The 26,040-nt window shown below is 74.1% G+C and carries 20 protein-coding genes; 14 read left to right on the top strand and 6 right to left on the bottom strand.

All coding sequences use genetic code 11. The features are described 5' to 3' along the window. Positions 1-6: 6 nt before the first annotated feature. Together AC1UE5_RS21155 and AC1UE5_RS21150 are read right to left on the bottom strand one after the other, a co-directional pair. Positions 7-852 (bottom strand): SDR family NAD(P)-dependent oxidoreductase, encoded by an 846-nt coding sequence (locus AC1UE5_RS21155; protein WP_482927272.1) that lies wholly within the window; start codon positions 850-852, stop codon positions 7-9. Next, entirely contained in the window at positions 849-2,372 is a 1,524-nt protein-coding gene (locus tag AC1UE5_RS21150; protein WP_482927271.1) for a flavin-containing monooxygenase, read from the bottom strand. Before AC1UE5_RS21150 ends, AC1UE5_RS21155 begins: the two co-directional genes overlap by 4 nt. Before the next feature lie 107 nt (positions 2,373-2,479). On the opposite strand from AC1UE5_RS21150, the gene AC1UE5_RS21145 reads away from it, so the two are divergent. Then, the gene (locus AC1UE5_RS21145; RefSeq protein WP_482927269.1) at positions 2,480-3,709 is read left to right on the top strand and encodes a PucR family transcriptional regulator; all 1,230 of its coding nucleotides are present in this window, start codon (positions 2,480-2,482) and stop codon (positions 3,707-3,709) included. On the opposite strand, the gene AC1UE5_RS21140 is transcribed toward AC1UE5_RS21145, so the two are convergent. Further along, on the bottom strand, positions 3,706-4,809 hold the full coding sequence (locus tag AC1UE5_RS21140; protein ID WP_482927267.1) for a helix-turn-helix transcriptional regulator: 1,104 nt from the start codon (positions 4,807-4,809) through the stop codon (positions 3,706-3,708). The two genes, AC1UE5_RS21145 and AC1UE5_RS21140, sit on opposite strands and share 4 nt — an antisense overlap. A 97-nt stretch (positions 4,810-4,906) precedes the next feature. On the opposite strand from AC1UE5_RS21140, the gene AC1UE5_RS21135 reads away from it, so the two are divergent. Then, positions 4,907-6,685 (top strand): NHL repeat-containing protein, encoded by a 1,779-nt coding sequence (locus tag AC1UE5_RS21135; RefSeq protein WP_482927265.1) that lies wholly within the window; start codon positions 4,907-4,909, stop codon positions 6,683-6,685. Positions 6,686-6,696: 11 nt separating this feature from the next. Next, complete coding sequence (locus tag AC1UE5_RS21130) at positions 6,697-8,268, top strand: peptide chain release factor 3 (protein ID WP_482927263.1); 1,572 nt, start codon at positions 6,697-6,699, stop codon at positions 8,266-8,268. Here the strand turns inward: AC1UE5_RS21130 and AC1UE5_RS21125 are convergent. The 3 genes from AC1UE5_RS21125 to AC1UE5_RS21115 are packed head-to-tail and all read right to left on the bottom strand — an operon-like array spanning position 8,265 to position 10,818. Beyond that, positions 8,265-9,014, bottom strand: a complete 750-nt coding sequence (locus AC1UE5_RS21125; RefSeq protein WP_482927261.1) for an MOSC domain-containing protein — start codon at positions 9,012-9,014, stop codon at positions 8,265-8,267. The two genes, AC1UE5_RS21130 and AC1UE5_RS21125, sit on opposite strands and share 4 nt — an antisense overlap. After that, complete coding sequence (locus AC1UE5_RS21120; RefSeq protein ID WP_482927259.1) at positions 9,011-9,364, bottom strand: cupin domain-containing protein; 354 nt, start codon at positions 9,362-9,364, stop codon at positions 9,011-9,013. The genes AC1UE5_RS21125 and AC1UE5_RS21120 overlap by 4 nt, the downstream gene beginning before the upstream one ends. Continuing rightward, the gene (locus AC1UE5_RS21115) at positions 9,361-10,818 is read right to left on the bottom strand and encodes an NAD(P)/FAD-dependent oxidoreductase (RefSeq protein WP_482927257.1); all 1,458 of its coding nucleotides are present in this window, start codon (positions 10,816-10,818) and stop codon (positions 9,361-9,363) included. The genes AC1UE5_RS21120 and AC1UE5_RS21115 overlap by 4 nt, the downstream gene beginning before the upstream one ends. A gap of 204 nt (positions 10,819-11,022) precedes the next feature. On the opposite strand from AC1UE5_RS21115, the gene AC1UE5_RS21110 reads away from it, so the two are divergent. From AC1UE5_RS21110 to AC1UE5_RS21060, 11 genes are read left to right on the top strand one after another with little or no spacing between them, the layout of a single operon-like run. Beyond that, positions 11,023-11,745, top strand: coding sequence for a TetR/AcrR family transcriptional regulator (locus AC1UE5_RS21110; RefSeq protein WP_482927255.1), 723 nt, complete (start codon positions 11,023-11,025; stop codon positions 11,743-11,745). Beyond that, the gene (locus AC1UE5_RS21105) at positions 11,742-13,400 is read left to right on the top strand and encodes an ABC transporter substrate-binding protein (RefSeq protein WP_482927253.1); all 1,659 of its coding nucleotides are present in this window, start codon (positions 11,742-11,744) and stop codon (positions 13,398-13,400) included. The genes AC1UE5_RS21110 and AC1UE5_RS21105 overlap by 4 nt, the downstream gene beginning before the upstream one ends. Before the next feature lies 1 nt (position 13,401). Further along, positions 13,402-14,349 (top strand): ABC transporter permease, encoded by a 948-nt coding sequence (locus tag AC1UE5_RS21100; protein ID WP_482927251.1) that lies wholly within the window; start codon positions 13,402-13,404, stop codon positions 14,347-14,349. Beyond that, positions 14,346-15,218: an ABC transporter permease gene (locus AC1UE5_RS21095; protein ID WP_482927249.1), complete on the top strand. Its 873-nt coding sequence runs from the start codon at positions 14,346-14,348 to the stop codon at positions 15,216-15,218. Before AC1UE5_RS21100 ends, AC1UE5_RS21095 begins: the two co-directional genes overlap by 4 nt. Further along, on the top strand, positions 15,215-16,660 hold the full coding sequence (locus AC1UE5_RS21090; protein WP_482927247.1) for an amidase: 1,446 nt from the start codon (positions 15,215-15,217) through the stop codon (positions 16,658-16,660). The genes AC1UE5_RS21095 and AC1UE5_RS21090 overlap by 4 nt, the downstream gene beginning before the upstream one ends. Then, the gene (locus AC1UE5_RS21085) at positions 16,657-17,667 is read left to right on the top strand and encodes an ABC transporter ATP-binding protein (protein ID WP_482927245.1); all 1,011 of its coding nucleotides are present in this window, start codon (positions 16,657-16,659) and stop codon (positions 17,665-17,667) included. Before AC1UE5_RS21090 ends, AC1UE5_RS21085 begins: the two co-directional genes overlap by 4 nt. Then, positions 17,660-18,484, top strand: coding sequence for an ABC transporter ATP-binding protein (locus AC1UE5_RS21080; protein WP_482927243.1), 825 nt, complete (start codon positions 17,660-17,662; stop codon positions 18,482-18,484). Before AC1UE5_RS21085 ends, AC1UE5_RS21080 begins: the two co-directional genes overlap by 8 nt. Next, a complete protein-coding gene (locus tag AC1UE5_RS21075) occupies positions 18,481-20,097 on the top strand; it encodes an amidohydrolase (RefSeq protein WP_482927241.1) in 1,617 nt (538 codons plus the stop codon). Before AC1UE5_RS21080 ends, AC1UE5_RS21075 begins: the two co-directional genes overlap by 4 nt. Positions 20,098-20,133: 36 nt before the next feature. Beyond that, complete coding sequence (gene hrpA / locus AC1UE5_RS21070; protein WP_482927239.1) at positions 20,134-24,045, top strand: ATP-dependent RNA helicase HrpA; 3,912 nt, start codon at positions 20,134-20,136, stop codon at positions 24,043-24,045. Between the two features lie 45 nt (positions 24,046-24,090). Further along, a complete protein-coding gene (locus AC1UE5_RS21065) occupies positions 24,091-25,404 on the top strand; it encodes a hypothetical protein (RefSeq protein ID WP_482927237.1) in 1,314 nt (437 codons plus the stop codon). A 9-nt stretch (positions 25,405-25,413) separates the two neighbouring features. After that, entirely contained in the window at positions 25,414-26,028 is a 615-nt protein-coding gene (locus AC1UE5_RS21060; protein ID WP_482927235.1) for a TetR/AcrR family transcriptional regulator, read from the top strand. Positions 26,029-26,040: the final 12 nt, after the last annotated feature.

Raw genomic sequence — 26,040 nt, 5'->3', positions numbered from 1 at the left:
GGCGAACTACCGCATCTGCTTGTCGAAGAAGACCGAGAGCTTCGGGTAGCCGGACGCGAACAGGCGGACGAGCTTGTCGACCGCCTTCGCGTCGTTGCCCACGAGCACGCGCGGCTTGTCCTTCTCGACCCCGCCGACGACGATCTTCGCCGCCTGCTCGGCGGGCATCTTGAGCAGCTTCCTGTTGTAGGTCTCCCGCCGCCGCTCGTCCTTCTCGGTGGTCGGGAGGCCGAGCGCCTTGGCGGAGTCCAGCGCCGCGTTGGCGATGTTCGTCTTGATGCCGCCCGGATGGACGACCGTGACGCCGACGCGGTGCCCGGCCTGCAGCATCTCGATGCGCAGCGTCTCGGTGAAGCCGCGGACGGCGAACTTCGTCGACACGTAGTGGCTCATCTCGCCCTGGGCGAAGAAGCCGTTGAGCGACGAGATGTTGATCACGTGCCCGTCGCCCGACGCGACGATGTGCGGCAGGAACGCCTTCGTGCCGTGGATGACGCCCCACAGGTTGACGCCGAAGACGCGCTCGTAGTCGGAGTACTCGGACTCCAGCACCGTCCGCGAGAACGCGATGCCGGCGTTGTTGTAGAGCTGGTGGACGACGCCGAACCGCTCGGCGACCGCCGTCGCGTAGGCCTCGACCGCGTCGCGGTCGGACACGTCGAGCCGCGCGGTGTGGACCTCGGCCGACGAGCGCGTCCCGACGAGCCGCGCGGTCTCCGCGAGGCCCTCCTCGTTGACGTCCGACAGCGCCAGGCCGCGCGCGCCGCGCGTGGCCAGCTCCAGCGCCAGGGCGCGGCCGATGCCCGAGCCTGCGCCGGTGACGACGCAGACCTTCCCGCTGACGGCGCTCACGCAGCCACCGAGGCCGGCGCAGCCGCGCTGTCGCGCGTCGCCGGGAGCAGGTGGAGCGCCGGATCCTCGACCGGGCCCTTCTGCAGGCGCTTGGCGTCCTTGGCGTACGACATCGCCAGCGACCACGGCTCGTCGACGCCCTGCTTGGGGAAGTCGTCGAGCGCGCGCAGCACGTAGCCGGCCTTGAAGTCGAGCAGCGGGCGCTTCTCCACCCCGCTCGTCGGCAGCTGCGGCACCGCGATCTGCTGCCCGCGCTGGTCGAGCAGCCCCATGACGCGGCACAGGTGCTCGCAGACGAGGTCGACCTTCAGCGTCCACGACGAGTTCGTGTAGCCGACCGCGAACGCGAAGTTCGGGATGCCGCTGAGCATGAACGACTTGTAGGCGACGGTGTCGGGGAGCGAGATCTCCTCGCCGTCGACCGTCAGCTGCATGCCGCCGAACGCCAGCAGGTTGAGGCCGGTCGCCGTGACGATGACGTCCGCGTCGAGGTGCTGGCCCGACTTCAGCTGGATGCCCGTCTCGTCGAACGTCTCGATGTGGTCGGTGACGACGGTCGCCTGGCCCTTGCGCAGCACGCGGTACAGGTCGGCGTCGGGCACCGCGCACAGGCGCTGGTCCCACGGGTCGTAGCGCGGCTTGAAGTGCACGTCCACGTCGAGGCCCGAGCCCTTGAGCTGCTGCTCATTGACCTTGCGGATGAGCTTCCGGACCGCGTTCGGGAACTTCTGCGAGAGCCCGTACAGCGCCATCTGGCGGTAGATGTTCTTCTTGCGCGTGATCACGTACGCGCGCTGCTCGCCCAGCCGCTTGCGCAGGAAGTTCGCGAGCGGGTCCTTCGACGGCAGCGGCAGGATGTACGACGGCGAGCGCTGCAGCATCGTGATGTGCGCCGCCTCGTCGGCCATCGCGGGGATGAGCGTCACCGCGGTCGCGCCGGAGCCGATGACCACGACGCGCTTGCCGGCGTAGTCGAGGTCCTCCGGCCAGTGTTGCGGGTGGACGATCTGGCCCTGGAAGCGCTCGCGGCCGGGGAACTCCGGGGTGAAGCCCTCGTCGTAGCGGTAGTAGCCGCACGCGCTGAACAGCCACCGCGACGTCATCGTCGAGCGCTCGCCGGTCGCGACGTCCTCGATCTGCGTCGTCCACAGCGCGTCCTCGCTGGACCACGACGAGCCCAGCACGCGCTTGCCGTACGTGATGTGGCGGTCGATCCCGTTCTCGCGCGCGGTCTCCTCGATGTACGCGCGGATGTCGGGCCCGTCGGCGATCGCCTTCTCGTGCGTCCACGGCTTGAACGCGTAGCCGAAGGTGTGCAGGTCGGAGTCCGAGCGGATGCCCGGGTAGCGGAACAGGTCCCACGTCCCGCCCATCGCCTGGCGCGCCTCGAGGATGGCGTAGGTCTTGCCCGGCTGCTTGTCCTGGAGGTGGTAGGCCGCGCCGATGCCGGAGATGCCGGCGCCGACGATCAGGAGGTCGACGTGGTCGGTCGCGGTGTCGGTGACGGTCGTGGTGCTCATCGCATCCGACATGATGCCGTGCGCGCCTCCTCGGTACGCCAGCGTTCTGCACAGAGTTGCGCGGCGTGACTGGGCAAGGTGCACGAATCGCGGTACGCTCGCGTTCCATGGACCCGTTCGCCGCGTGGGAGCGCCCTTCACCCGCCGTCGCGGAGCTGATCCGCCAGGGCGCGTCGTTCGTGCTCCAGCAGCCGGAGGACATCTTCGCGGAGGTCGACGAGGTGGTGCTCGGGATCGACTCCGCGCACCCGGTCGCGCAGGATCCGGCGCTGGCCGACGCGGTGCGCCGCACGAACCGCGCGAACCTCGTCCACTGGGCGGAGGCGAACGTGCGCGACCCGGGCGCGCCGGTCCAGCCGAACGTCGGCCCGCAGACGCTGGCCGTCGCGCGCGACCTCGTGCGCCGCGGCCTGGACGACGGCGCGCTCGACAGCTACCGGGTCGGGCAGAACGTCGCCTGGCGGCGGTGGATGGAGCTCGCCTTCGGGCTCACGCAGGATCCCGAGGAGCTGCGTGAGCTGCTCGACGTGAGCGCGCGCTCGATCTTCTCCTTCGTCGACCAGACGCTGTCCGGCATCCAGGCGCAGATCGAGCGGGAGCGCGACCAGCTCACGCGCGGCACGCACGCCCAGCGGCTGGAGGTGGTGACGCTGCTGCTGGAGGGCGCGCCGATCGGGGTCGAGCGCGCGTCCGCGCGGCTCAACCACGCGCTCGACCGGCCGCAGACGGCGGCGATCGTGTGGAGCGACCTGGCGGGCGTCGACCCGGGCGCGCTGGAGGAGGTCGCCGAGGCGCTGGGCCGCGCGGCCGGGACGCGGCCGCTCACGGTGCTGGCGAGCGCGACCGCGCGGTGGGTGTGGATCGCCGGCGCCAAGGGGCCCGAGGCCGGGGCGGTGCGCGCGACGTTGGCCGAGCAGCCGGATGTCCGCGTCGCGCTCGGCCCGACGCTCGACGGACTGGAGGGCTTCCGCCGCAGCCACCTCGACGCGCTCGCGACGCAGCGGCTGATGCACCGCACGCCGGCGCGGCTGCGGCTCGCGACCTACGACGACGTGCAGGTCGTCGCGCTCGCCACCCGCGACGAGGACCGCGCGGACGAGTTCGTCGCCCGCACGCTCGGCGATCTCGCCGCCGCGCCCGCGGAGCTGCGCGAGACCGTGCGCGTCTACCTCCGCGAGGGCTCCAACGCCACGCGCACCGCGCGCGTCCTCTTCACGCACCGCAACACGGTCCTCGCCCGCCTCGCGCGCGCGGAGGAGCTGCTCGGAGCCCCGCTCGACGGGCGCGGCCTGCAGATCGGCCTCGCGCTCGAGATCGTCCACTGGCGGGGCGCCTAGGCGAACCCGCCGTCCGCCGCGACCGGCGTGCCGCGTTCGAGCCGCGGCAGGTAGTCGTCGAGGAAGATGCGCGCGACGAGCTCCTGCCGCGTCGTCGTGCCGGTCTTCTCGAGCAGGCTGCGGACGTGGTCCTGCACGGTGTAGGGCGAGACGACGAGCGCGGCGGCGATCTCCGGGTTCGTGCGGCCGCGGGCGAGCAGCGCGGCGACCTCGCGCTCGCGCGCGGTGACGCCGTGGGCCTCCAGCCGCAGCGCGGTCGCCTGCGCCGTCGCGCCGCGGTCGAGCACGATCGCGACGCGGCCGCTCGCGCCGCCGTCGGGGAGCGAGGCGTGGAGCGTGACGGCGCCGCCGGGGGTGGCGAGCGCGACGGGCGGGGGCACCGCGCGGCGCTCGCGCGCGGTGGCGGCGAGCGCGAGGAGCGGCGCCGCGGGGGTCTCTCCGTCGAGCAGCACGCGCGCCGGGGCGGTCACCAGCTCCACCTCGTCCCGCGGGCCGAGCACGACCAGGCCGGGCGCGGCGGCGTCGCCGCGGCGGGCGGCGTCCACCCGCACCGAGGCCCGCAGCGCCTCGGCGATCGCGGGCGCCGCGCGGGCCAGCGCGGCCGCGTCGGCGGCGGTGAAGTCCGGCCGGTCGTCGCGGCGCGCGAGGTGGACGGCGCCCCAGGCACGGCCGCGGAGCGTGAAGGCCGCACGCAGCTCGTGCGGGATGCCGGCGGGCGCGAGCAGCTCGCGGTAGCGCGCGCTGCGCTCGGGCCTGCCGCGCATGGTCGCGCTGAGGATCGCGACCGGGACGCGGCGCCCGGCCAGCCCCGCGAACGTGTTGACGCCGTCGGCCAGGTACTCGCCCGCGACGAGCCGCGCCCGCGCCGCCGCCATGCCCTCGGGCGGGAAGACGCCGAGCGCCGCGAGCTCGTGCGGCGCGTCGCTCGTCATCAGCCGCGTCGCGGGGTCGAGCGTGTGCCAGCACGCCGCGTCGCAGTCGACCACCCGCCGCAGCCGCGCCGCCGCCTCGGCGTACAGCTCCTCGCGCGGAAGGCCGCGCCGGCCGAGCCGCTCCAGCTCCGCCACCAGGCGCTCGACGTCCCAGCGGGCGGAGCTCATGGACGCGAGCATCTCGCGCGGCGACGCGCCATGCAAGCGCCGAAGATCCCCGCGGCCGAGGGATCGACGCCCGCCCCGGCGCGGGCCAGGGTGTCGCATGCCCGCCCGCGTCCTCCTCGCCTTCCTCCTCCTCGCGCTCGCCGCGGCCCCGCCGGCGCTCGCCGCCCCTGCCGACCTCGACCCCGGGTTCGCCGGCGACGGCACGTTCGTCACGGCCTCCGGCGGCACGCTCTCGCCGACCCGCATGACGCCCCATCCGGACGGCGGCACGATCGTGACGGGCCCGGCGAACGGCGGGGCGGCCGCGGTCCTCAAGCTGCGCTCCGACGGCCAGCCGGACCCGGCGTTCGGCGGCGGCGACGGGATGGTGCTCGTGGGCGCAGGGCCGGGCTACATCTCCCCCGGCGCCGCGACCGTGCTGCCCGACGGCCGCCTGCTCGTGCCCGGCTCGTACCGCGTGGCGGTCGGCGACGTACGGGTGGTGATCGCCCGGATGACGCCGGCGGGCGAGCCCGATCCGGAGCTGGACGCCGACGGCGACACGAACGGCACCGTCATCCACGACCTCCCCGGCTCGGGGCGCGAGGGGATCACCAGCGTGGTGCTCCTGCCGGACGGCCGGTTCTGGGCTTCGGGCGGGATGCAGGTCGGGGGCGTCACCCAGCCGCTGCTGGCCCGGTTCGGCGCCGACGGTGCGTTCGACGCGGGCTACGACGGCGACGGGTACGCCGTCACGCCGCTGCCCGGGTACGCGGGCGGCGGGATGCGCTCGCTCACCCGCCTGCCGGACGGCCGGATGCTCGTGGTGGGGACGGTCGAGGGCGCCGGGGAGGACCGTGCCGCGCTCGTCCGCTACACGGCGGAGGGCGTCCCGGACGCGGTGTTCGGCACCGGCGGCCTGGCCGTGCTCGACACCGGCCCTGGCAGTGCGGGCCTCACCGACCTGGCGGTGAGCCCCGGCGGCGCGGCGGTGGTCGCCGGGTACGACAGCGACGGCATGGCGGCGACGGGGATCGTCGCGCGCGTGACGCCGGAGGGGAGCCTCGACGGCGCGTTCGGCGAGGGCGGGATCGCGCGCGTGGCCGCGCCGGGCGAGGCCTTCACCTTGCTGAGCGGCGTGGCGCTGCTGCCGGACGGCCGGATCGCGGTGACCGGCTTCGTCGGGCCGCTCTCGCCGCGGAAGCTCGTCGTCGCGCGGCTGCGGCGCGGCGGCGCCCTCGACGACGGGTTCGGTGTGGGCGGGATGACGACGATCGACCTGCCCGAGGGCGATGACGAGCTCGGCGCGGACGTGCTCGCGCACGCCGACGGGCGCCTCCTCGTGCTCGGGCAGGTGACCACGCCGGCCGGGGACGAGCTGGCGGTGATCGGGCTGCGGGGCTCGGCGCCTGACACCGACGAGGACGGGCTGCCCGACGCGAGCGACCCCTGCGTCGACCAGGCCGGCCCCGGCGGCTGTCCCCCGCCGCCTCCGCCCGCGTCCCCGGCGCCCCCCGCGCCCCCGGCCGAGCCTGGCCCCGGCGGCGGAGCGGGCGGCGCGGTCCCAGGCAACCCGCGCGCGACCCGCGACACGGCCGCGCCGCGCATCACGGGCGCCCGGCTCGTCCGCGCACGCACGCGCCGCACCGGGCCGCGCTTCCGCCTCACGCTCTCGGAGGCGGCGACGGTGCGCATCGCGGTGGTCCGCCAGGCGAGCGGCCGGCGCCTGCGGACGCTCACCCGCCGGGCGCCGCGCGCGGGCCGGATCCACCTCCCGCTGGCTCGGCGCGGGCTGCGTCCCGGCGGCTACCGCGCGGTGATCACCGCGACCGACGCCGCGGGCAACCGCAGCGGGCGCGTGACGGTCCGCTTCCGGGTGCAGCGCGCGGCTGGCTAGCCTTAGACGATGTGACGAGGATCGCGGACGAGGCGGCTCGGCGCCGGACGTTCGCGATCATCTCGCACCCGGACGCCGGCAAGACGACCCTGACGGAGAAGCTCCTCCTCTACGGAGGGCAGATGGCCGAGGCCGGCGCCGTGCACGGCAAGGCCGGGCGCAAGGGCGCCGCGTCGGACTGGATGGAGATCGAGCGCACGCGCGGCATCTCCGTCTCCTCGACCGTGCTGCGGTTCGAGCACGAGGGCGTCGTCTTCAACCTGCTCGACACCCCGGGCCACCGCGACTTCTCCGAGGACACGCTGCGCGTCCTGGCCGCCGCCGACGCCGCGGTGATGCTGCTGGACGTCGCCAAGGGCGTCGAGCCGCAGACGCTGCGGCTGTTCGAGGTCGCCCGCGCGCGCAGGATCCCGCTGCTGACGTTCGTCAACAAGTACGACCGGCCGGGCATGGAGCCGCTGGAGATGATGGACCACATCGAGTCCGTCCTCGGCGTCACGCCGGTCGCCGCCACGTGGCCGGTCGGCCTGCCGGGCGACTTCCGCGGCGTCGTCGACCGCGAGACCGGGCTGTTCCACCGCTACACCCGCACGGCGGGCGGCGCGACGATCGCGGGCGAGGACGTGCTGTCGGCCGGGGACGCCGCCGCGGCCGAGGGCGACGCGTGGACGACCGCGCAGGACGAGCTGGAGCTGGTCGCGACGGCCGGGGCGGAGTTCGACCCGGCCGAGTTCGCCGTCGGCCACCAGACGCCGGTCTTCTTCGGGTCGGCCGTCTCGAACTTCGGCGTCAGCCTGCTGCTGCGCGCGCTGGAGCGCATCGCCCCCGCGCCCAAGCCGCGCCCCACGGTCGACGGCGGCGCGCGCGAGCTGGAAGCGCCGTTCTCCGCCCTGGTCTTCAAGGTGCAGGCGAACATGGACAAGCGCCACCGCGACCGCGTGGCGTTCCTCCGCGTCGCCTCCGGCCGCTTCGAGCGCGGCATGCGCGCGCTCAACTCGCGCACCGGCAAGCCGTTCACGATGTCGCACGCGCACGAGGTCTTCGGCGACGAGCGCGCGGTCCTCGACGAGGCGTTCCCCGGCGACGTGATCGGCGTCGTCAACGCGGCCGACCTGCGCGTCGGCGACACGCTCTACGAGGGCGAGCGCGTCGAGTTCCCGGAGATCCCGACGCTCGCGCCCGAGCACTTCGTCACGGTCCGCAACCGCGACACCTCGCGGTACAAGCAGTTCAACCGCGGCATCCAGCAGCTGGCCGACGAGGGCGTCGTCCACGTGCTGCGCCGCGACCCGGTCGCCGACCCCACGCCGGTCCTCGCCGGCGTCGGCCCGCTCCAGTTCGACGTCGCGGTCGACCGCCTCCACAACGAGTTCGGCGCCACCGTCGGCACCGACCCCGCGCCGTGGACGGTCGCGCGCCGCACCGACGACGCGGGCGTCGCGGTCGTCAAGCGCGCCGGCCTGGGCGACGTGCTCTTCCGGATGGACGGCACGCCGCTGGCGGTCTTCACGAGCGAGTGGCGGCTGCAGCGCTTCGCGCAGGACCACCCCGACGTGGTCCTCGACAAGATGCTGACCCGCTAGAGCAGCGCGAGCGGGTCGCCGGTCGCGAGGCGGCCGGGCCGCTCGACCGTCGCGTAGACGCCGAGCGGCGCCTTGGTCCCGTCGATGGGCGGGCGCTTGGCGACGACCTTGAGGTAGCGCGCGTCGCGGTCGCCGCTCTCGGGGTGCGAGTTGATCGCCGCGCAGCGCGGCACCGGCCCGCCGACGCGCAGGACGCAGTCGCCCACCTGCACCGTGCGGCCGTCCCACGTCTCCTCCTCGTAGGGCTCGAGCCCGTCGAGCAGGACGTTGAGGCGGAAGCGGCGCGGGTCGTCGTCGATGCCGAGCGCGGCGAGCGTCGCGCGCGAGACGAGCGTGACCGGGTGGACGTCGATCGCGCGCCGCGGGGCGGTGGGACGCGCGAGCACGACCTCGACGCCGAGGTGCGCCGACAGCGCGTCCGACCAGGGGCCGACGAGCGCGCGGCCGAGCATCGCGCGGTCGCCGTCCCAGGTGATGCGGGCGGTGACGTCGGCGCCGAGCTCGACCTCCTCCTCGACCACGCGGCCGTCGGGGAACGCGAGCGCGAGGACGTTCGCCTCCGGGTCCCAGCGCGACACGACCTGCACGAGCGCCGGCTTGGTCGCGCCGAGCTGCTCGCGGTCGTCGGCGACGACGACGTGGAAGCGGCGGTCCTCGGCCAGGCCGTGGGCGCCGACGTCGACCGCGTCCGGATGGGTGAGCCGGGTGCCCTTCACGGGCGTGACGGACAGCTGAGCGACCTTCACGGCGCCTCCGTGGTGACCTGGTAGACCTTCCGCAGCGTCTCGTGGACGCGCCACACCGTGCGGTCGCCGGCGCGCAGCACCGCCGCGCTGCCCGGGCCGACCTCCAGCGTCGCGCCGCCCTCGACCTCGACCGTCGCGCGGCCCGCGATGACGACGAACAGCTCGTCCGCCTCGACGTCCGTCGACACGCCGGGCGTGTGCTCCCACACGCCGCGCTGCACGCCGCCGGCCTCGTGGAGCACCGCGCCGCGGACCTCGGGCTGCCCCGACACGACCTGCGCCGGGTCGAGCGGCCAGTCCTCGAGCTCCAGCGCGGCGACGTCGACGGCGAAGGACGGGTCGAAGCTCACGAGTCGAACCCCAATCCGAGCCGGTCGAGCGTCCCCAGCCACAGCCCGCGCCGCCCGTCGCGCCGGTCGGCGGCCGCGAGCCGGTTGCGGGTGAGCTGGATGACCGCGGTGCGCAGCGGCTCCGGCGGGAAGGGCACCGGCTTCTTGCGCACGTAGCGCGAGCGCGTCGCCTCCGTCTCGCGCCCGTCCACGAGATCCAGGGCCACCCGCGCGCCGAACCGCGTCGCTCCGACACCCAGCCCGGTGTAGCCGGTCGCGTACGCGACGCGTCCGCCGTGCGCGGTGCCGAAGAAGACGGAGAAGCGCGAGCACGTGTCGATCGCCCCGCCCCAGCGGTGCGTGAAGCGGATGCCCTCCAGCTGCGGGAACGTCGTCAGGAAGTTCTGCGCCAGCCGCCCGAAGGTCTGGTCGTGGTCGTCGAGGTCCGGCCGCACCGGCCCGCGGAAGCGGTAGACGGCGTCGTAGCCGCCCCACAGGATGCGGTCGTCCTTGGTCAGCCGGTAGTAGTGGAAGCGGTTGCCGCCGTCGCCCAGGCCCTGCCGCCGCTCCCACCCGATCGACGCCTTCTGGCCGGCGCTCAGCGGCTCGGTCATCAGCGCGTAGTCGTAGACCGGCACGACGTAGCGGCGGATCGCGCGCAGCAGCGGCGGGAACGCGCTGGTGGCGAGCACGACGCGCCGGGCGCGCACGCTGCCGCCGCCGACGGACGCGCCCGGCCGGCCGGTCAGCACGGTCACGGTCCCGCCGTCCGCCGACGAGTCGAGCGCGAGCGCCGGCGTCCGCTCGTGCACGCGCACGCCGAGGCGCAACGCGGTCTCCAGCAGGCCGGCGCAGAGCTTGGCGGGGTCGACGATGCCGCCGCCGTCCTTGATCCACAGCCCGCCGCGGAAGATCGGCGACTTGATCTCGCGCTGCATCGCCGCGGCGTCGGGGAAGATCTCGTAGTCGTAGCCGAAGCGCTCCAGCACGGCGCGCTCCTCCTCCGGCCAGGCGTCCTGGTACGGGGCGACGACGGGCATCAGCTCGCCGGTCAGCTCCAGGTCGCAGTCGATGCCGTGGCGCCGCACGTCGGCCACGAGGCCGTCGAAGTTCGCGCGCCCGAGCCGCTCCAGCAGCGGCATCTCGTCCGCGAACCGCGCCAGCCCGTTGGCCAGGCCGTGCGTGAGCGAGGAGACGACGAACCCCCCGTTGCGGCCGCTCGCGCCGTAGCCGATCGTCTCGGCCTCGAGCAGCACGACGTCGCGATCCGGGTCGTCCGCCTTCGCCTGCAGCGCGGCCCACAGGCCGGTGAACCCGCCGCCGACGATGCACAGGTCGGCGTCGACCGTGGCCGACAGTCGCTCCTGCGGCGTGCGGTCGGGTAGGGCGTCGAGCCAGTACGGCCGCACCGCCGCGTCCGCGTACGTCGCGCGCTCGGCGGGCGTCGGCGGGGTGGTCGGCCACGGCTGCGACATCCGGCGCGGACGGTAGCGGCCGTTCCACCGCCCGGGACGAGGCGGAACGTCGAAGGAGGCACGACGCGACGCGACGGGATGTCGCCCGACTCGCAGGTCACCTGACATCCGGGCCAGGTGGCACCCGTCACGATCCACCACCGTGTCCACAATGCTGTCAACAGCGTTGACAAGGCGTCCTGGGCGGGCGTACGGTGCCGCGCCATGTCGCAGGACGCCGCCACCAAGGGCGCGCCGGCGGTGGAGGAGATGGGGCGTGTCCGCTTGGACCGCGAGCGCATCCTTGCCGCGGCCGAGGCCATCGCCGACCGCGAGGGCGTGGGCAAGCTCACGATGCGCCGCCTCGGTGCCGAGCTGGGCGCCGACCCGACCGCGCTCTACCGCCACTTCCGCAACAAGGGCGAGCTGCTGATCGAGCTGGCCGACCGCCTGTTCGGCCGGACCGCGCCGCTCGACCCCACCCAGTCGTGGCGCGAGCAGTTCATGCACCAGATGCGGTTCGGCCTCGACCGCTACCGCCGCCACCCGGAGCTGGCCGTCCTCCTCGCCCAGCAGCCGGACGACACACCGAGCCTGCAGCGGCTGATGAACCAGTCGCTCGGCCTCCTCATCGAGGCCGGCCTGACGCCGGAGGAGGCGGGCACGATCTACCAGACGATCGAGAACCACGTCGTCGGCAGCGGCCTCTACTACGCGTTCACCGAGGGCCACCCCGAGCTGCGGCTCGACCACGTCCCCGGCCTGCGCCGCTCGCTGGCGCTCCTCCCCGAGGAGGAGTTCCCGCACCTGACCAAGGCGGCGCCCCACATGTTCCCGCCCCTCGACGAGGCGTTCGACCGCGGCTCGGAGCTGATCGCGGACCACATCGAGCGGATCGTCGCCGGGCGCGGCACGACCCCACCCCACGACGGAGGAGGAACCCCATGAGACGAGGCACGCGTCTCGCGCGGCCGGCGGTGGCGCTCGCCATCGCGGCGATCGCAGCGGCCGGTTGTGGCAAGGAGGCGTCGTCCGGCGACGGCGCGAGTGCCGCCGGCGACGGCGCCAAGCCCGCGACGTCCGGCCTGTCGCCGACGACCCCGCCCGCGAAGAGCGAGGTGGCCAGCGCGACCTGGGCGACGTACCGCGAGGTCGGCACGCTCGACCCGGCGCAGGCGTTCGACTACCCGGAGAACACGCTCATCACGACGTTCTGCGAGTCGCTGCTGCGGCAGGAGCCCGACGGCTCGCTCGCCGCCGGCCTGGCCGAGCCGTTCGAGCGCCCCGACCCCAAGACGGTCGTCATCACGCTGCGCGAGGGCCCCACCTTCTGGAACGGCAAGCCGGTCACCGCCGACGACGTCGTGTACTCGCTGAAGCGGATGCAGGACCCGGCGACGCCGAGCTTCTACCCGGCCACGTTCGCGCGCGTCTCCTCGATCGAGAAGACCGGCGACAACGAGGTCACGCTGAAGCTCAGCGAGCCGGACTACTGGCTCGACGGGCAGCTGTCGCAGATGGCCGGCGTGGTCGTCGAGAAGGCGTTCGCCGAGAAGGCGGGCAAGAAGTTCGGCACCCCGCAGGGCGGGATCATGTGCTCCGGCGCGTACGAGGTCGGCAAGTGGACGCCGGGCAGCTCGCTGGTCGCGAAGGCCAGCCCCGACTACTGGGACGCCGAGCGCAAGGCCAAGGTGCAGTCGCTCGAGTTCCGCGGCGTCCCGGACGACTCGACGCTCACGTCGGGCCTGCTCACCGGCGACATCGACGGCACGTACACGCTCGGCGTCTCGACGTTCGAGCAGCTCGAGGCCAGCCCGGACCTGAAGGTCTCCGCCGGCCCGTCGTGGGCGCTCGAGTCGTTCGTCGTGTCCAGCCTCGACGGCGTGCTCGGCGACGTGAAGGTCCGCCAGGCGCTGTCGATGGCGCTCGACCGCCAGGGCTACATCCAGTCGGTCCTCCACGGCCAGGCGCAGCTGCCGCGCACGCTCGCCAACCCGGGCGGCTTCGCGATCGGCAAGGCCGCGTGGGAGCAGCACTGGAACGCGCTCCCGGAGCCCAAGCTCGACGTCGAAGGCGCGAAGAAGCTCGTCGAGGAGGCGGGCGCGACCGGCAAGACGCTGACGATCGGCATGTCGAGCGAGGTCGCCGCGATCAACGCGATGGCCACGGCGTTCCGCGAGGCCGGCACGAGGATCGGCCTGAAGGTGAAGTTCAAGGCGGTCTCGGCGGCCAACTTCATCAACTTCTTCACCGACCCGAAGGCGCGTGAGGGCGTCGACGGCTTCCCGACCGTCAACTACTCCGACTACGCGAGCCCGATGGGTCTGTGGGGCACGCTGGCGCTGAAGGACGGCAGCCAGAACTACTCGGGCTACGAGAACCCCGAGGTCACGAAGCTCATGGACCAGGCGCGGGCCGAGGCCGACCCGGAGAAGGCGGCCGAGCTCGGCGGGCAGATCGGCGACATCCTCGCCGAGGACCTGCCGTGGATCCCGGTCTCGGCGCCGAACTCGCTGCTGATCACCAACGCGAAGCTCACCGGCGCGCCCACGTCGTTCACGTACATGGGCGGCCCCTGGGCGAACCTCCTCGGGGGCGTGTGACGTGATCGCCTTCGCCGCTCGCCGGGTCGCGATGCTGGTGGTGGCGCTGCTCGTGTCGAGCTTCGTCATCTACGCCTCGCTCGACCTCGCGCCCGGGAACCCGCTCTCGACGCTCTCCGGCGGCCGGACGCTGCCGCCGGAGACGGTCGCGCAGCTCGAGGCCGACTACAACCTCGACGACCCGTTCCTGTCGCGGTACGTGTCGTGGCTCGGCGGCGCGGTGCAGGGCGATCTCGGGACCTCGATCCGCTTCCGGCAGCCGGTGGGGACGCTCATCGGCGACCGGATCGGCGTGACGCTCGGGCTCGTCGCCTACGCGTCGCTGCTCATCGTGCTCTTCGGCGTGGGGCTCGGCGTGCTCGCCGGGCTGCGCAAGGGGTGGACGGACACGTCGATCCTCGTCAGCTCGACCGTGCTCGCCGCGGTGCCGTCGTTCGTCATGGCGATCGTGCTGCTCAGCGTCTTCGCGGTGAACCTCGGATGGTTCCCCGCGCTCGGGGCGGGTGAGGGCGTCCTCGGGCGGATCGAGCACCTGACGCTGCCGGCCATCGCGCTGGCGGCGTCGGCGGGGGCGATCGTCGTCCGCGTCACGCGTGTGAGCGTGCGGTCGGAGCTGGGGCGCGAGCACGTGCAGACCGCGGTCAGCCGCGGCATCCCGTACCCGCTCGTCGTCCGCCGCCACGTGCTGCGCAACGCGGCGATCCCGGTCACGACGGTCGTCGGCGTGACGCTCACGTCGCTCATCGCGCTGTCGGCGGTGATCGAGCGCGCGTTCAGCCTCAACGGGCTGGGGCAGGCGCTGGTGGAGGCCGCGCTGTCGAAGGACCTCGCGGTCGTCCAGGGCATCGCGCTCGTGCTCGTCGCGGCGTTCGTGCTCGCCAACGCGCTCGTCGACCTCCTGTACTCGGTGCTCGACCCGCGGGTCGCGCTGGGGAGCCGGGCCGAATGAGCACGCCCGCCGTCGTCGTCCGCGGCGCCCGCGTGCGCGGGCGCCTGGGCCGCCGGGCCGGCGCGGGCAACCGCGTCGCCATCGCGTGCGGCGTCGTCATCGGGCTCGCGGCGCTGGTCGCGATCTTCGGCCCGCTGCTCGCGCCGCACGACCCCAACGCCTCGACGCTGGGCAACGCGTACGTCGGCCCGGCCGCGGGGCACCCGCTCGGGTTCGACTCGCAGGGGCGGGACCTGCTCAGCCGCCTGCTCGTCGGCGCGCGCAGCGCGATGCTCGGGCCGGCGCTCGTCGTCGTCATCTCGGTGCTGGCCGGCGCGACGCTCGCGGTGGTCGCCGCGTGGCGCGGCGGCTGGGTCGACAGCGCGATCTCGACCGTCCTCGACATCGTCTTCGCGTTCCCGGCGATCCTGCTCGCGATCCTCGCGGCGGCGGTCTTCGGGGCGGGCCTGACGGCGCCGACGATCGCGCTCGCCATCGCGTACACGCCGTACGTCGCGCGGGTGCTGCGCGGGGCGGCGCTGCGCGAGCGGGCGCGCGAGTACATCGCCGCGTCGGAGGTCCAGGGCCTGCCGGCGTGGCGGATCTGCGCGCGCCACCTGCTCCCCAACCTCGCGCCGCTGATCGTCGCCCAGGCGACCCTCCTGTTCGGCTACGCGATGGTCGACTTCGCCGCGGTCTCCTACGTGGGCCTCGGCGTGCAGCCGCCCCAGGCCGACTGGGGCGTGATGGTGGCCACCGGCCAGGCGGGCGTCCTCCAGGGCTACCCGCTGGAGTCGCTGTCCGCCGGCCTGTGCCTGGTCGCCGTGGTGGTGGCCGTCAACCTGCTGGGCGAGCGCCTGGCGCAACGGGACAGCGAGGTCTCGCGATGAGCGAGCTGCACTACCTGTCCGCCACCGAGGCGCTCGCGCGGTTCCGCGCGCGGGAGCTCTCGCCGGTGGAGCTGCTCGACGCGGTGATCGCGCGCGCGGAGGAGACGGAGCCGACGGTCAACGCGCTGTGCCACGCCCGGTACGCGGCCGCGCGGGCGGACGCGCGGGAGAGCGAGGCCCGCTGGCTGGGGCGCGGCGGTGGGGAGCCGCGCGCGCTCGAGGGCGTGCCGCTGGCGGTCAAGGAGGAGGAGGCGGTCGCGGGCCAGCCGTGGACGCAGGGCTCGCTCCTCTACGCGGACGCGGGCGCCGAGCACTCGTCGGCGTTCGCGCAGCGGATGCTCGACAGCGGCGCGGTGATCCACGCGCGGACGACGGCGCCCGAGTTCTCGTGCGCGCTGTTCACGCACTCCAAGCTGCACGGCGTCACGCGCAACCCGTGGAACCCGGAGTTCGGCGTCGGCGGCTCGTCGGGCGGCGCCGGCGCGGCGCTCGCGGCGGGCTCGACGACGCTGGCGTCGGGCTCCGACATCGGCGGCTCGATCCGCGCGCCTGCGTCGTTCAACGGCGTCGTCGGGTTCAAGCCGCCGTACGGGCGCGTGCCGGTCGACCCGCCGTTCAACCTCGACACGTACTGCCACTGCGGGCCGCTCGCGCGGACCGTCGCGGACACCGCGCTCTACCAGAACGCCGTGGCCGGGCCGGACCCGTCGGACATCACGACGCTCCGGCCGAAGCTGGAGCTCCCCACGACCTTCGACGGCGATGCGACCGGACTGCGCGTCGCGGTGTCGGTCGACCTCGGGTCGTGGGAGATCGACCCGGAGATCCGCGCGAACACGCTCGCCGTCGCGGACGCGCTGCGCGGAGCCGGGGCGACGGTCGACCTGGTGGACCTCGTCGTGGACCGCGAGAAGGTCCTGCTCGCCGCGTCGATCCACTTCCTGTTCGGCTTCGGCGCGCTGATCGAGGCGGAGCTGGCCCGGGCGCCGGAGCTGGCCACGCCCTACGCGGCCGGGTTCAACGGGCACCTGCGGGAGATCGTCGGCGACAGGACGCTGCTCGACGGCTGGCTGCTGGAGGCCGAGCTGTACGCGCCGGTCGGCGCGCTGCTGACCGAGTACGACGCGCTCATCTGCCCGACGCTGGGCACGCGCGGGTACGTCGCGGGCGACGACTACGTGGGCCACGGCGTGGAGGTCGACGGGGTCGAGGTGCCGTTCTACTTCGACGCCTCGCTCACGCCCGTGTTCAACGTCATGAGCCGGCTGCCCGTGCTCAACGTGCCGTCCGGCTGGGCCGACAACGGGGTGCCGACCGGCGTGCAGATCGCGGGCCGCTCGTACGAGGACGAGACGGTCTTCCGGATCGGCGCTGCGATCGAGCGTGTGCGGCCGTGGGCGGACGCGAGGCCGACGTTCGCGACCCCGGAGGCCGTCGCGTGACCGCGCTGCTGGAGATCGAGCACCTCACCGCGCGCCTGCCGGTCGACGGCGAGCTGCGGACGGTGCTCCACGACGTCTCGCTCACGATCGGCGCCGGCGAGGCGGTCGGCCTGGTCGGCGAGTCCGGCTCGGGCAAGTCGATGACGGCCAAGGCCGTCGCGCGGCTGCTGCCCGCGGGCGCGGAGACCGGCGGCGCGGTGCGGTTCGACGGCCGCGACGTGCCCTCGCTCAAGGGCGCCGACCTCCGGGCGTTCCGCGGTGACGTGGCGATGGTCTTCCAGGACCCGCGCGCGCACGTCAACCCGGTCCACACGATCGGCGCGTTCATGACCGAGGCGCTGTGCACGAACCGGAAGGTGAGCGCGAAGGAGGCGCGGCGGCGCGCGGTCGCGGCGCTCGGCGAGGTCGGCATCGGCGACGGCGAGCGGCGGCTGGAGCAGCACCCGCACGAGCTGTCGGGCGGCCTGCTGCAGCGCGTCATGATCGCGACGATGCTGCTCACCGAGCCGCGGCTCGTGCTCGCCGACGAGCCGACGACGGCGCTCGACGTGACGACCCAGAGCGAGGTGATGGCGATCCTCGACGAGCTGCGCCGCGAGCGCGGGATGGCGCTCCTGTTCATCACCCACGACCTGGAGCTGGCGGGCGCGGTGTGCGACCGCACCTGCGTGATGTACGCCGGCCAGATCGTGGAGCGGCGCGCGTCGGCGCTCCTGCACGACGACCCGCTGCACCCGTACACGGCGTCGCTGGCCGGCGCGCGGCCGGAGATCGACCGCACGGTGGAGCGGCTGACCGCGATCCCAGGTCGCCCGGTGAGCGCGTTCGAGGCGCCGGAGGGGTGCGCGTTCGCGCCCCGCTGCGCGTACGCGGAGGAGCGCTGCCGCAGCGCCGAGGAGGCGCGGCCCCACCCGGCGCTGCGCGACCTCGACGGCGGCGCCGTCCGGTGCGTGCGGGCCGAGGAGCTGCGCGGGCGGCTGGCCGCGGAGGTGGTCCACCATGGCTGAGGCGGTGCTGCAGGCGACCGGTCTGCGCAAGGAGTTCGGCGACGTCGTCGCGGTCGACGGCGTGGACCTGACCGTGCCCGCGGGCGGCTCGCTGGCGATCGTCGGCGAGTCGGGCTCGGGCAAGACGACCGTCGCGCGGATGCTCGTCGGGCTGACCAAGCCGACGGCGGGGACGATCACCGCCTGCGGCCACGACCGGTCGCAGCCGGCGAAGAGCGCGAAGGAGCGGCGCCGGCGCGGCGGCGAGGTGCAGATCGTCTTCCAGGACCCCTACGCGTCGCTCGACCCGCGCCACTGCGCCGAGCAGGCGATCGACGAGGTGCTGCGCCTCCACCGGCCGGGCGCGTCGTCCGCCGACCGCGCCGCGCGCGTGGCCGAGCTGATCGACCTCGTCGGCCTCGACCAGCGTCAGGGCCGAGCGCGGCCGAGCGCGCTCAGCGGCGGCCAGCGGCAGCGCATCGCGATCGCGCGGGCGCTGGCGGCTGAGCCGCGCGTGGTCATCCTCGACGAGTCCGTGGCCGCGCTCGACGTCTCGATCCAGGCGCAGATCCTCAACCTGCTCGCCGACGTGCGCGAGCAGACGGGCGTCTCGTACGTGCTGATCTCGCACGACCTCGCGGTCGTCCGCCAGATCACCGACGAGGCGATCGTCATGCACCGCGGCCGCGTCGTCGAACGCGGCGCCACCGCGGAGGTGCTCGACCACCCCCGCGAGGAGTACACCAAGCTGCTGCGTGCCTCGGTGCCGCGGCCAGGCTGGAAGCCCGTCCGCCGCACGGCGGCTGTCCCACCCACCCCGGAGCCCTCCCCCTCATGACCCAGACCATCGATCGCGCGCTCGTCGGCGGGCGCGTCCGCACCCTCGATCCCGACAACCCGTCCGCCACCGCCGTCGCCATCGCGGGCGGGAAGATCGCCGCCGTCGGCAGCGACGCGGAGATCCGCGCGCTCGCCGGTCCGTCGACCGACGTCATCGACCTCGACGGCGCCGCGGTGACGCCGGGCATCATCGACTCCCACATCCACCCGTTCCTCGGCGCGCGCCAGGCGCAGGGCGTGGACCTCATGGACGCGCACACGCTGGAGGACGTGCGGCGGCTCGTCGCCCAGGAGCGTGCGCGGTGCGCGCCGCACGAGTGGGTGATGGGGTACGGGATGGACTACAACGCGTTCGCGGAGAGCGGCATCCACGCCGACCTCATCGCCGACGTGGTCGACGGCGCGCCGGCGCTGCTGATGTTCGTCGACCAGCACGTCGGGCTCGTCTCGCACAAGGCGCTCGAGCTGGCCGGCATCGACGGCCCGCGCACGTTCTCCGAGCACGCCGAGATCGTGGTCGACGCCGCCGGGCGCCCGACCGGCGAGCTGCGCGAGTGGGCCGCGGTCGACCTCGCCAAGGACGCGATCCCGGCGCTGACCGCCGAGGCCGAGTACCAGCTGTACGTGGGCGCGCTGAAGCAGTTCGCGGCCGCGGGCATCACCGGCGCGCACGGGATGGACGGCGACCTGACGACGCCCGACCTGCTCCGCGCGCTCGAGTCGCGGGGCGACCTGATCACGCGCCTCGTGATGCCCTACTGGGTCACGCCCGACTCGACGGAGGAGGAGTGGGAGGCGTTCGCCGCGGCCCGCGACCTGTCCGGCGCGCGGTGGCGGATGGGCGTCGCGAAGTTCTTCATCGACGGCGTGATCGACTCGGGCACCGGCTGGCTCGTGCAGGCCGACAGCGAGGGCGAGGGCCTGTCGCCGTTCTGGCCCGACCCCGCCCGGTACCGCCAGGCCGTGAAGTTCTTCACCGAGCGCGGGTTCCAGTGCGTCACGCACGCGACGGGCGACCGCGGCGTGCGCGAGGCGCTCGACGCGTACCGCGAGGCCGGCAAGCCGCGCGGGCGCGAGCACGTCCAGCACCGCATCGAGCACATCGAGACGCTGCAGCCCGAGGACTACGCGCGCTTCGCGGCGGAGGGCGTGTCCGCGTCGATGCAGGCGCAGCACATGATGGGCCTGGCCCCGGACCGCAGCGACAACTGGTCGCGCCGCCTCGCCGGCCATGGCCGCACGGAGCGCGCGTTCCCCGTGCGCGACCTGCTCGAGTCGGGCGCGACGCTGCCGCTCGGCTCCGACTGGCCGGTCGCGCGCTTCGACCCGCGCGAGGGCATGGGCGCGGCGCGCCTGCGCCGCCAGCCCGGCGACACGTCGCGCGGCCCGTACGACGACCAGGGGCTCACCGGCGTGCAGGCGCTGGAGGGCTACACGGTCCAGGCCGCCCGCGCGGTCGGCGACGGCGACCACCTCGGGCGCGTGAAGGCGGGCTTCACCGCCGACCTCACGGTCTGGGCCGACGACCCGGCGGACACCGACGCCGACGCGCTCCTGCAGCTCGACGTCGTGATGACGCTCGTCGACGGCGAGATCGTCCACCGCAGCTAGCGATCGGCGGCGCGCGGGCGACCTATCCTGGAAGGGGTGCCCGCGCGCCCCACTGACCCGGCTGTACCGGCAGAGCTGGCCGGGCTGCGCGAGCGGCTCGGCGAGCTGACGCTGCGCGACGAGCACCGGCTCGAGCGGCGGCTGGAGAAGGCGCTCCGCCACCCCGACGACGAGCGGGGGCTCGCGAAGCTGCTCGACCAGTTCGGAGCGGCGGCGCAGCTCGTCGAGAAGCGGCGCCTCGCGGTCCCGCGGATCACGTACCCCGAGCAGCTGCCGGTCGCCGCGCGGCGGGAGGAGCTGCTGGAGACGATCGCGGCCAACCAGGTCGTCGTCGTCGCGGGTGAGACGGGCTCGGGCAAGACGACGCAGCTCCCCAAGATCTGCCTGGAGCTGGGGCGCGGGGTCCGCGGGCTGATCGGCCACACCCAGCCGCGCCGGCTGGCCGCGCGGACGGTGGCCGAGCGCATCGCGGACGAGCTCGACGTGCAGCTCGGGAGCGCGGTCGGGTACGCGGTGCGCTTCTCCGACCGCACCCGCGACGACACGCTCGTTCGGCTGATGACCGACGGCCTCCTCCTGGCCGAGATCCAGCACGACCGGCTGCTGCGCCGGTACGACACGATCATCGTCGACGAGGCGCACGAGCGGTCGCTGAACATCGACTTCCTGCTCGGCTACCTGCACCGCATCCTCCCGAAGCGGCCCGACCTCAAGCTGATCATCACGTCCGCGACGATCGAGACCGGGCGGTTCAGCGAGCACTTCTCGGGCGCGCCGGTGGTCGAGGTGTCCGGCCGCACCTACCCGGTCGAGGTGCGGTACCGGCCGACGCTCGACCCGGACGACCCGGAGGCCGAGGAGCGCGACCAGGCGGAGGCGATCGGCGACGCCGTCGAGGAGCTGGCCACCGAGCCCGGCCGCGGGGACGTCCTCGTCTTCCTGTCCGGTGAGCGCGAGATCCGCGACACCGCCGAGGCGCTCACCGGCCGCTTCCGCGAGCAGCTCGAGATCCTCCCGCTGTACGCGCGCCTGGCGACGGCCGACCAGCAGAAGATCTTCCGGCCCAACCAGAGTGGGCGGCGCAGGGTCGTGCTCGCCACGAACGTCGCCGAGACGTCGCTGACCGTGCCCGGCATCAAGTACGTCGTCGACCCGGGCTTCGCGCGCATCTCGCGCTACAGCGCCCGGCTGAAGGTGCAGCGGCTGCCGATCGAGCGCATCTCGCAGGCGTCGGCCAACCAGCGCAAGGGCCGCTCCGGCCGCACGTCGCCGGGCATCGCGATCCGCCTCTACACCGAGGAGGACTTCGACGCGCGGCCGGAGTTCACGGACCCCGAGATCCTGCGCACGTCGCTGGCCGCGGTCATCCTGCAGATGGCGTCGCTCGGCCTGGGCGACATCGAGGAGTTCCCGTTCCTCGACCCGCCCGACAAGCGCCAGATCCGCGACGGCCTCAACCTGCTCAGCGAGCTGGGCGCGCTGGACGCGGACCGCGGGTTGACGCAGACCGGCCGGCGCCTCGCGCGGCTGCCGGTCGACCCGCGGATGGGGCGGATGGTGCTGGAGGCCGACCGGCTCGGATGCGCGGACGAGGTCATCACGATCGCCGCGGCGCTCTCGATCCAGGACCCGCGGGAGCGGCCGGCGGAGAAGAGCGCGCAGGCCGACCAGCTCCATGCGCGGTTCAAGGACGAGACGTCCGACTTCCTCGCCTACCTGAACCTCTGGCGGCACCTGCGCGAGCGCCAGCGCGACCTGAACAAGTCCCAGTTCCGCAAGGAGGTGCGGGCCGAGCTCCTCCACTACATGCGGATCCGCGAGTGGCAGGACCTCGCGGCGCAGCTGCGGACGTCGGCCAAGGCCGCGGGCGTGACGCTCAACCAGCAGCCGGCCGAGCCCGCGCAGATCCACCAGGCGCTGCTCGCGGGCCTGCTGTCGCACGTGGGCCTGCGGGACGTGGCCAAGCGCGACTACCTCGGCGCGCGCGGGGCGCGGTTCTCGATCTTCCCCGGCAGCGCGCTGGCGCGCAAGCAGCCGACGTGGGTGATGGTCGCGGAGCTGGTCGAGACGTCGCGGCTGTTCGGGCGGACGGCGGCGAAGATCGACCCCGCGTGGGTGGAGCCGCTCGCGGAGCACCTCGTGTCGCGCTCGTACTCCGAGCCGCGGTGGGACGCCAAGCGCGGGTCGGTCGTGGCGTCCGAGCGGGTGACGCTGTACGGGCTGCCGATCGTCGCGGGACGCAAGGTGCAGTACGGGCGGATCGACCCGGAGCTGTCGCGCGACCTGTTCCTGCGCAAGGCGCTGGTGGAGAACGAGTGGCAGACCCGGCACCACTTCGTGCGCGACAACGCGAAGCTCGTGGAGGAGGTCCGCGAGCTGGAGGACGTCGCGCGGCGGCGGGACCTGCTGGTCGACGACGCGGTGCTCTACGAGTTCTTCGCGGCGCGGGTGCCGGAGGGGATCGTCGACCAGCGCGCGTTCGACCGGTGGTGGCGGGACGCGCGGAAGGCGACGCCCGACCTGCTGACGTTCACCCCCGAGCTGCTCATGCGGTCCGACGTGGACGTCGGCGGCCGGCCGGCGACGTGGAAGCAGGGCGAGCTGGAGCTGCAGCTGTCGTACCGCTTCGAGCCGGGCGCGGACGACGACGGCGTGACCGTGCACGTGCCGCTGCGGGCGCTGGGGTCGCTGAGGCCGAAGGGGTTCGACTGGCTCGTGCCCGCGCTGCGGCCGGAGCTCGTGACCGTGCTCATCCGGATGCTGCCCAAGGAGCTGCGGCGGCCGCTCGTGCCGGTGCCGGAGGTGGCCGCCGCGGTGGTCGCGGGGCTGCGGCCGCGGAAGGGCCCCATCGTCGACCAGATCGCGGCGCTCCTGGGCGAGCTGCGCGGCGTGCGGGTGGCGCCGCACGAGGTGTGGGACGTCGAGAAGCTGCCGCCGCACCTGCGGATGACGTTCCGGGTGGAGGACGAGAAGGGGCGGGTGCTGGCCGAGGGCAAGTCGCTGGAGGCCCTGCAGGCCAAGCTGCGCCCGCGGCTCCAGGCGGACCTCACCGCGGCCACGGCGTCGCTGGAGCGGACGGGCCTCCGTGACTGGCCTGCCGACCTCGCCGCGATCCCGAAGGCCGTCGCGCTTCCCGGCACGGGCCAGGCCATCCGCGCGTATCCGTCGCTCGTGGACGAGGGTGGGACGGTCGGCGTGCGCGTGCACGACGGGCCGGGCGCCCAGGCCGTCGCCATGCGCGCGGGCACGCGGCGCCTGGTGCTCCTCACGACGACCCCGCCGCTCAAGTGGGTGCAGTCGAGGCTGGGCCGCGACGAGGGCCTGGCGCTCGCGGTCGCGCCGCACGGATCGGTCGGAGCCGCGTTGGAGGACTGCATGCTCGCCGCCGTCGACGCGCTGGTGGCCGAGGCCGGCGGGCCGGCGTGGGATGCCGCCGCCTGGCGCCGCCTGCGCGACCACGTGGCGGGGGAGCTTGCCGACCGCACGCTCGCCATCGCCCGCGACGTCGCCCGGGTGCTGGAGGCCGAGCGCGGCGTGCGCCGGCGCCTGGAGGGCATGACCGCCGAGCCGCTGCGCCCGGCGGTCTCCGACGTGATGACCCAGCTGCGCCGGCTCGTCTCGCCGGGCTTCGTCCAGCGCACCGGCGCGGCCCGCCTGCGCGACGTCGAGCGCTACCTCGCCGCGGCCGACCGGCGGCTGGAGCGCCTCCCCGCCGCCCCGGGCCCCGACCTCGACCGCATGCGTGCGATCCAGGACCTCGAGCGCACGTACTACGACCTCCTCGACCACTGGCCGCGCGGCAAGCCGCTCGCGCCCCAGCTCCTCGACGTCCGCTGGCTCCTCGAGGAGCTCCGCGTCTCCCACTTCGCCCAGACCCTCGGCGTCAAGGGCCAGGTCTCCGCCAAGCGCATCCGCAAGCTCCTCGACGAAGCCGCGGCCCAGCGCTGAGAGCCGCGTCGCCGCACGCGGCTGGACACGTCACGATGTCCGGACATGCCAGTGCTCACCGCCCGCCTCCCGGCAACCCTCAACACGCCGGTCTCACTCGATCCGACGATGGATGCCCAGGTCGCTCGCGAAGTCGCGCGCACACCGTCGTTCTTCACTCCGGTGCCCGGCTGGGTGGTGCCACCGAAGGCCCCGACGCCGGTTCACCCCAGTCCGGTAGTGGGGCTACGTCCCATCGACGTCCTCCAAACGCTGGGCACCGCGATGCTGCCGCCACGCCACGTCCGCCAGCGCCTCGCGTCGTGGCATTGGACGCTCCTGCGGTACGCCTACCTCATCGAGCAGACGACGCCGGCCAACGCCCCGTTCGCAACGAACGCGCTCGTCGGGGACTACCGGTACCACCACATGGTCGCTGTCTCCGAAGCGTTCGGCGTCGCGTGCGCGCTGAGCTACGCGCGCGGGTGGCTCGAGCACGTGGCCGGAGCCGGCGCCATCGTCCACCAGCCGCTCGATCTGGAGTACCTGTTGTCCCCTGGTGCGGTCGCGCTGCCCGGTGCGGCAGCAGCGATCGTGCCGATGCCGATGCCTGGCGCCACACGGCGGCCCGACTACCTGATCGTTGCGGAGCGCGCGGCCCAGGCTCGGCTGATGCTCGTCGAGTGCAAGGGTGGCAGCAGCGGAGGCCGGGGGCAGGCGATCGACCAGCTTGGTGCCGCGATGCACCAGCTGGCGAGCATCACGTTCGCCGGGACCCGCCCGATCGGTGTTGCGCGCCACGCGTACGCCGCCCAGATCTCGAAAGCCGGCGGCCCGATCGCGATCTACGGGGTGGACCCGGAGGATCCCGGCGAGCCTTGGATCACCCCCGATCTCCCGTCCGGTGAGGAGGAGATGGTGGCCGAGCCCGACGAGCGGGGGGCCCGGCATCTTCCACCCCCTGAGCGCGTCAGCGGGCACGCCTTGCGGCGGATCGACGATCGTGCATTCGCTTGGGCAGGTGTAGCCGATACCGCGGAGGAGGTCGACGTCGAGACCCTGGACGCCGTCGAGAGCGACGTGGGAGATCTCATCGGGGCGACGTCGCGCTTCACAGCGCCGGACGGACAGGCGGTCGAGATCTTCACCGGCGTGCACCGGGAGGTGATCACCGCGACCGCGGCGCCCGAGGACGACCCAGACCGCACTGCCCGCCCGACGGTCCGGCTGCTCGGCTCCGAGATCGCCCCAGAGGCCCGAGCCCGCGCATCGCGTTCGTTCTCGTTGCGCGGCGAAGATCCGGATCCTGAACGCGTTGCCTCGGCGATCACGGAGGATGGCCTTGCGCTGCACGTCGAGGTCCGTGGGCGGGAGAGGTAGGGTCGGGTCGTGACCGCCCGCCCCGACGTCCGACGCCGCCACCAGGAGCAGCGCGAGCAGACGCGGCGCCGCATCCTCGACGTCGCGCGGGCGCTGCTGGAGGAGCGGCCGTGGTCGGAGATCTCGATCGACGACGTGACGAAGGGCGCGGCGCTGACGCGGACCGCGTTCTACCGGCACTTCCCCGACCAGCAGGCGCTGCTGCTGGCGCTGGTGGAGGACGTGGGGCTGCAGCTCGACGTCGTCGCGGACCCGTGGGCGCAGGGCGGCGAGGGGGACGTGGAGGAGCAGGTCCACGCCGCGCTGCGCAACCTCGCCACGACCTACCACGAGCACGGGCGGCTGCTGCGGGCGATCGCGGACGCGGCGACGCAGGACCGCGAGGTCGCGGCGGTCTACCACGAGCTCGGGCAGCGCCTGAGCCAGGCGTCGGCCGACCGCATCCGCCAGGACGTCGCCGCCGGGCGCTCGACGGTCGCGGACCCGGACGAGGTCGCCGCCGCGCTCGTGTGGATGAACGAGCGGTACCTGTGCGACCGGTTCGGCCGCGCGCCGCTCGGCGACCCGGAGCGGTCGGCGAAGGCGCTCGCCGAGGTCTGGCTCCGCACGGTCTACGGCGCGTAGCCGGTCGCGCGA

The sequence above is a fragment of the Parviterribacter multiflagellatus genome (assembly GCF_056863265.1).
Note: the sequence above shows the minus strand (reverse complement) of the source record. Positions and strands in the feature narration are given on the sequence as shown.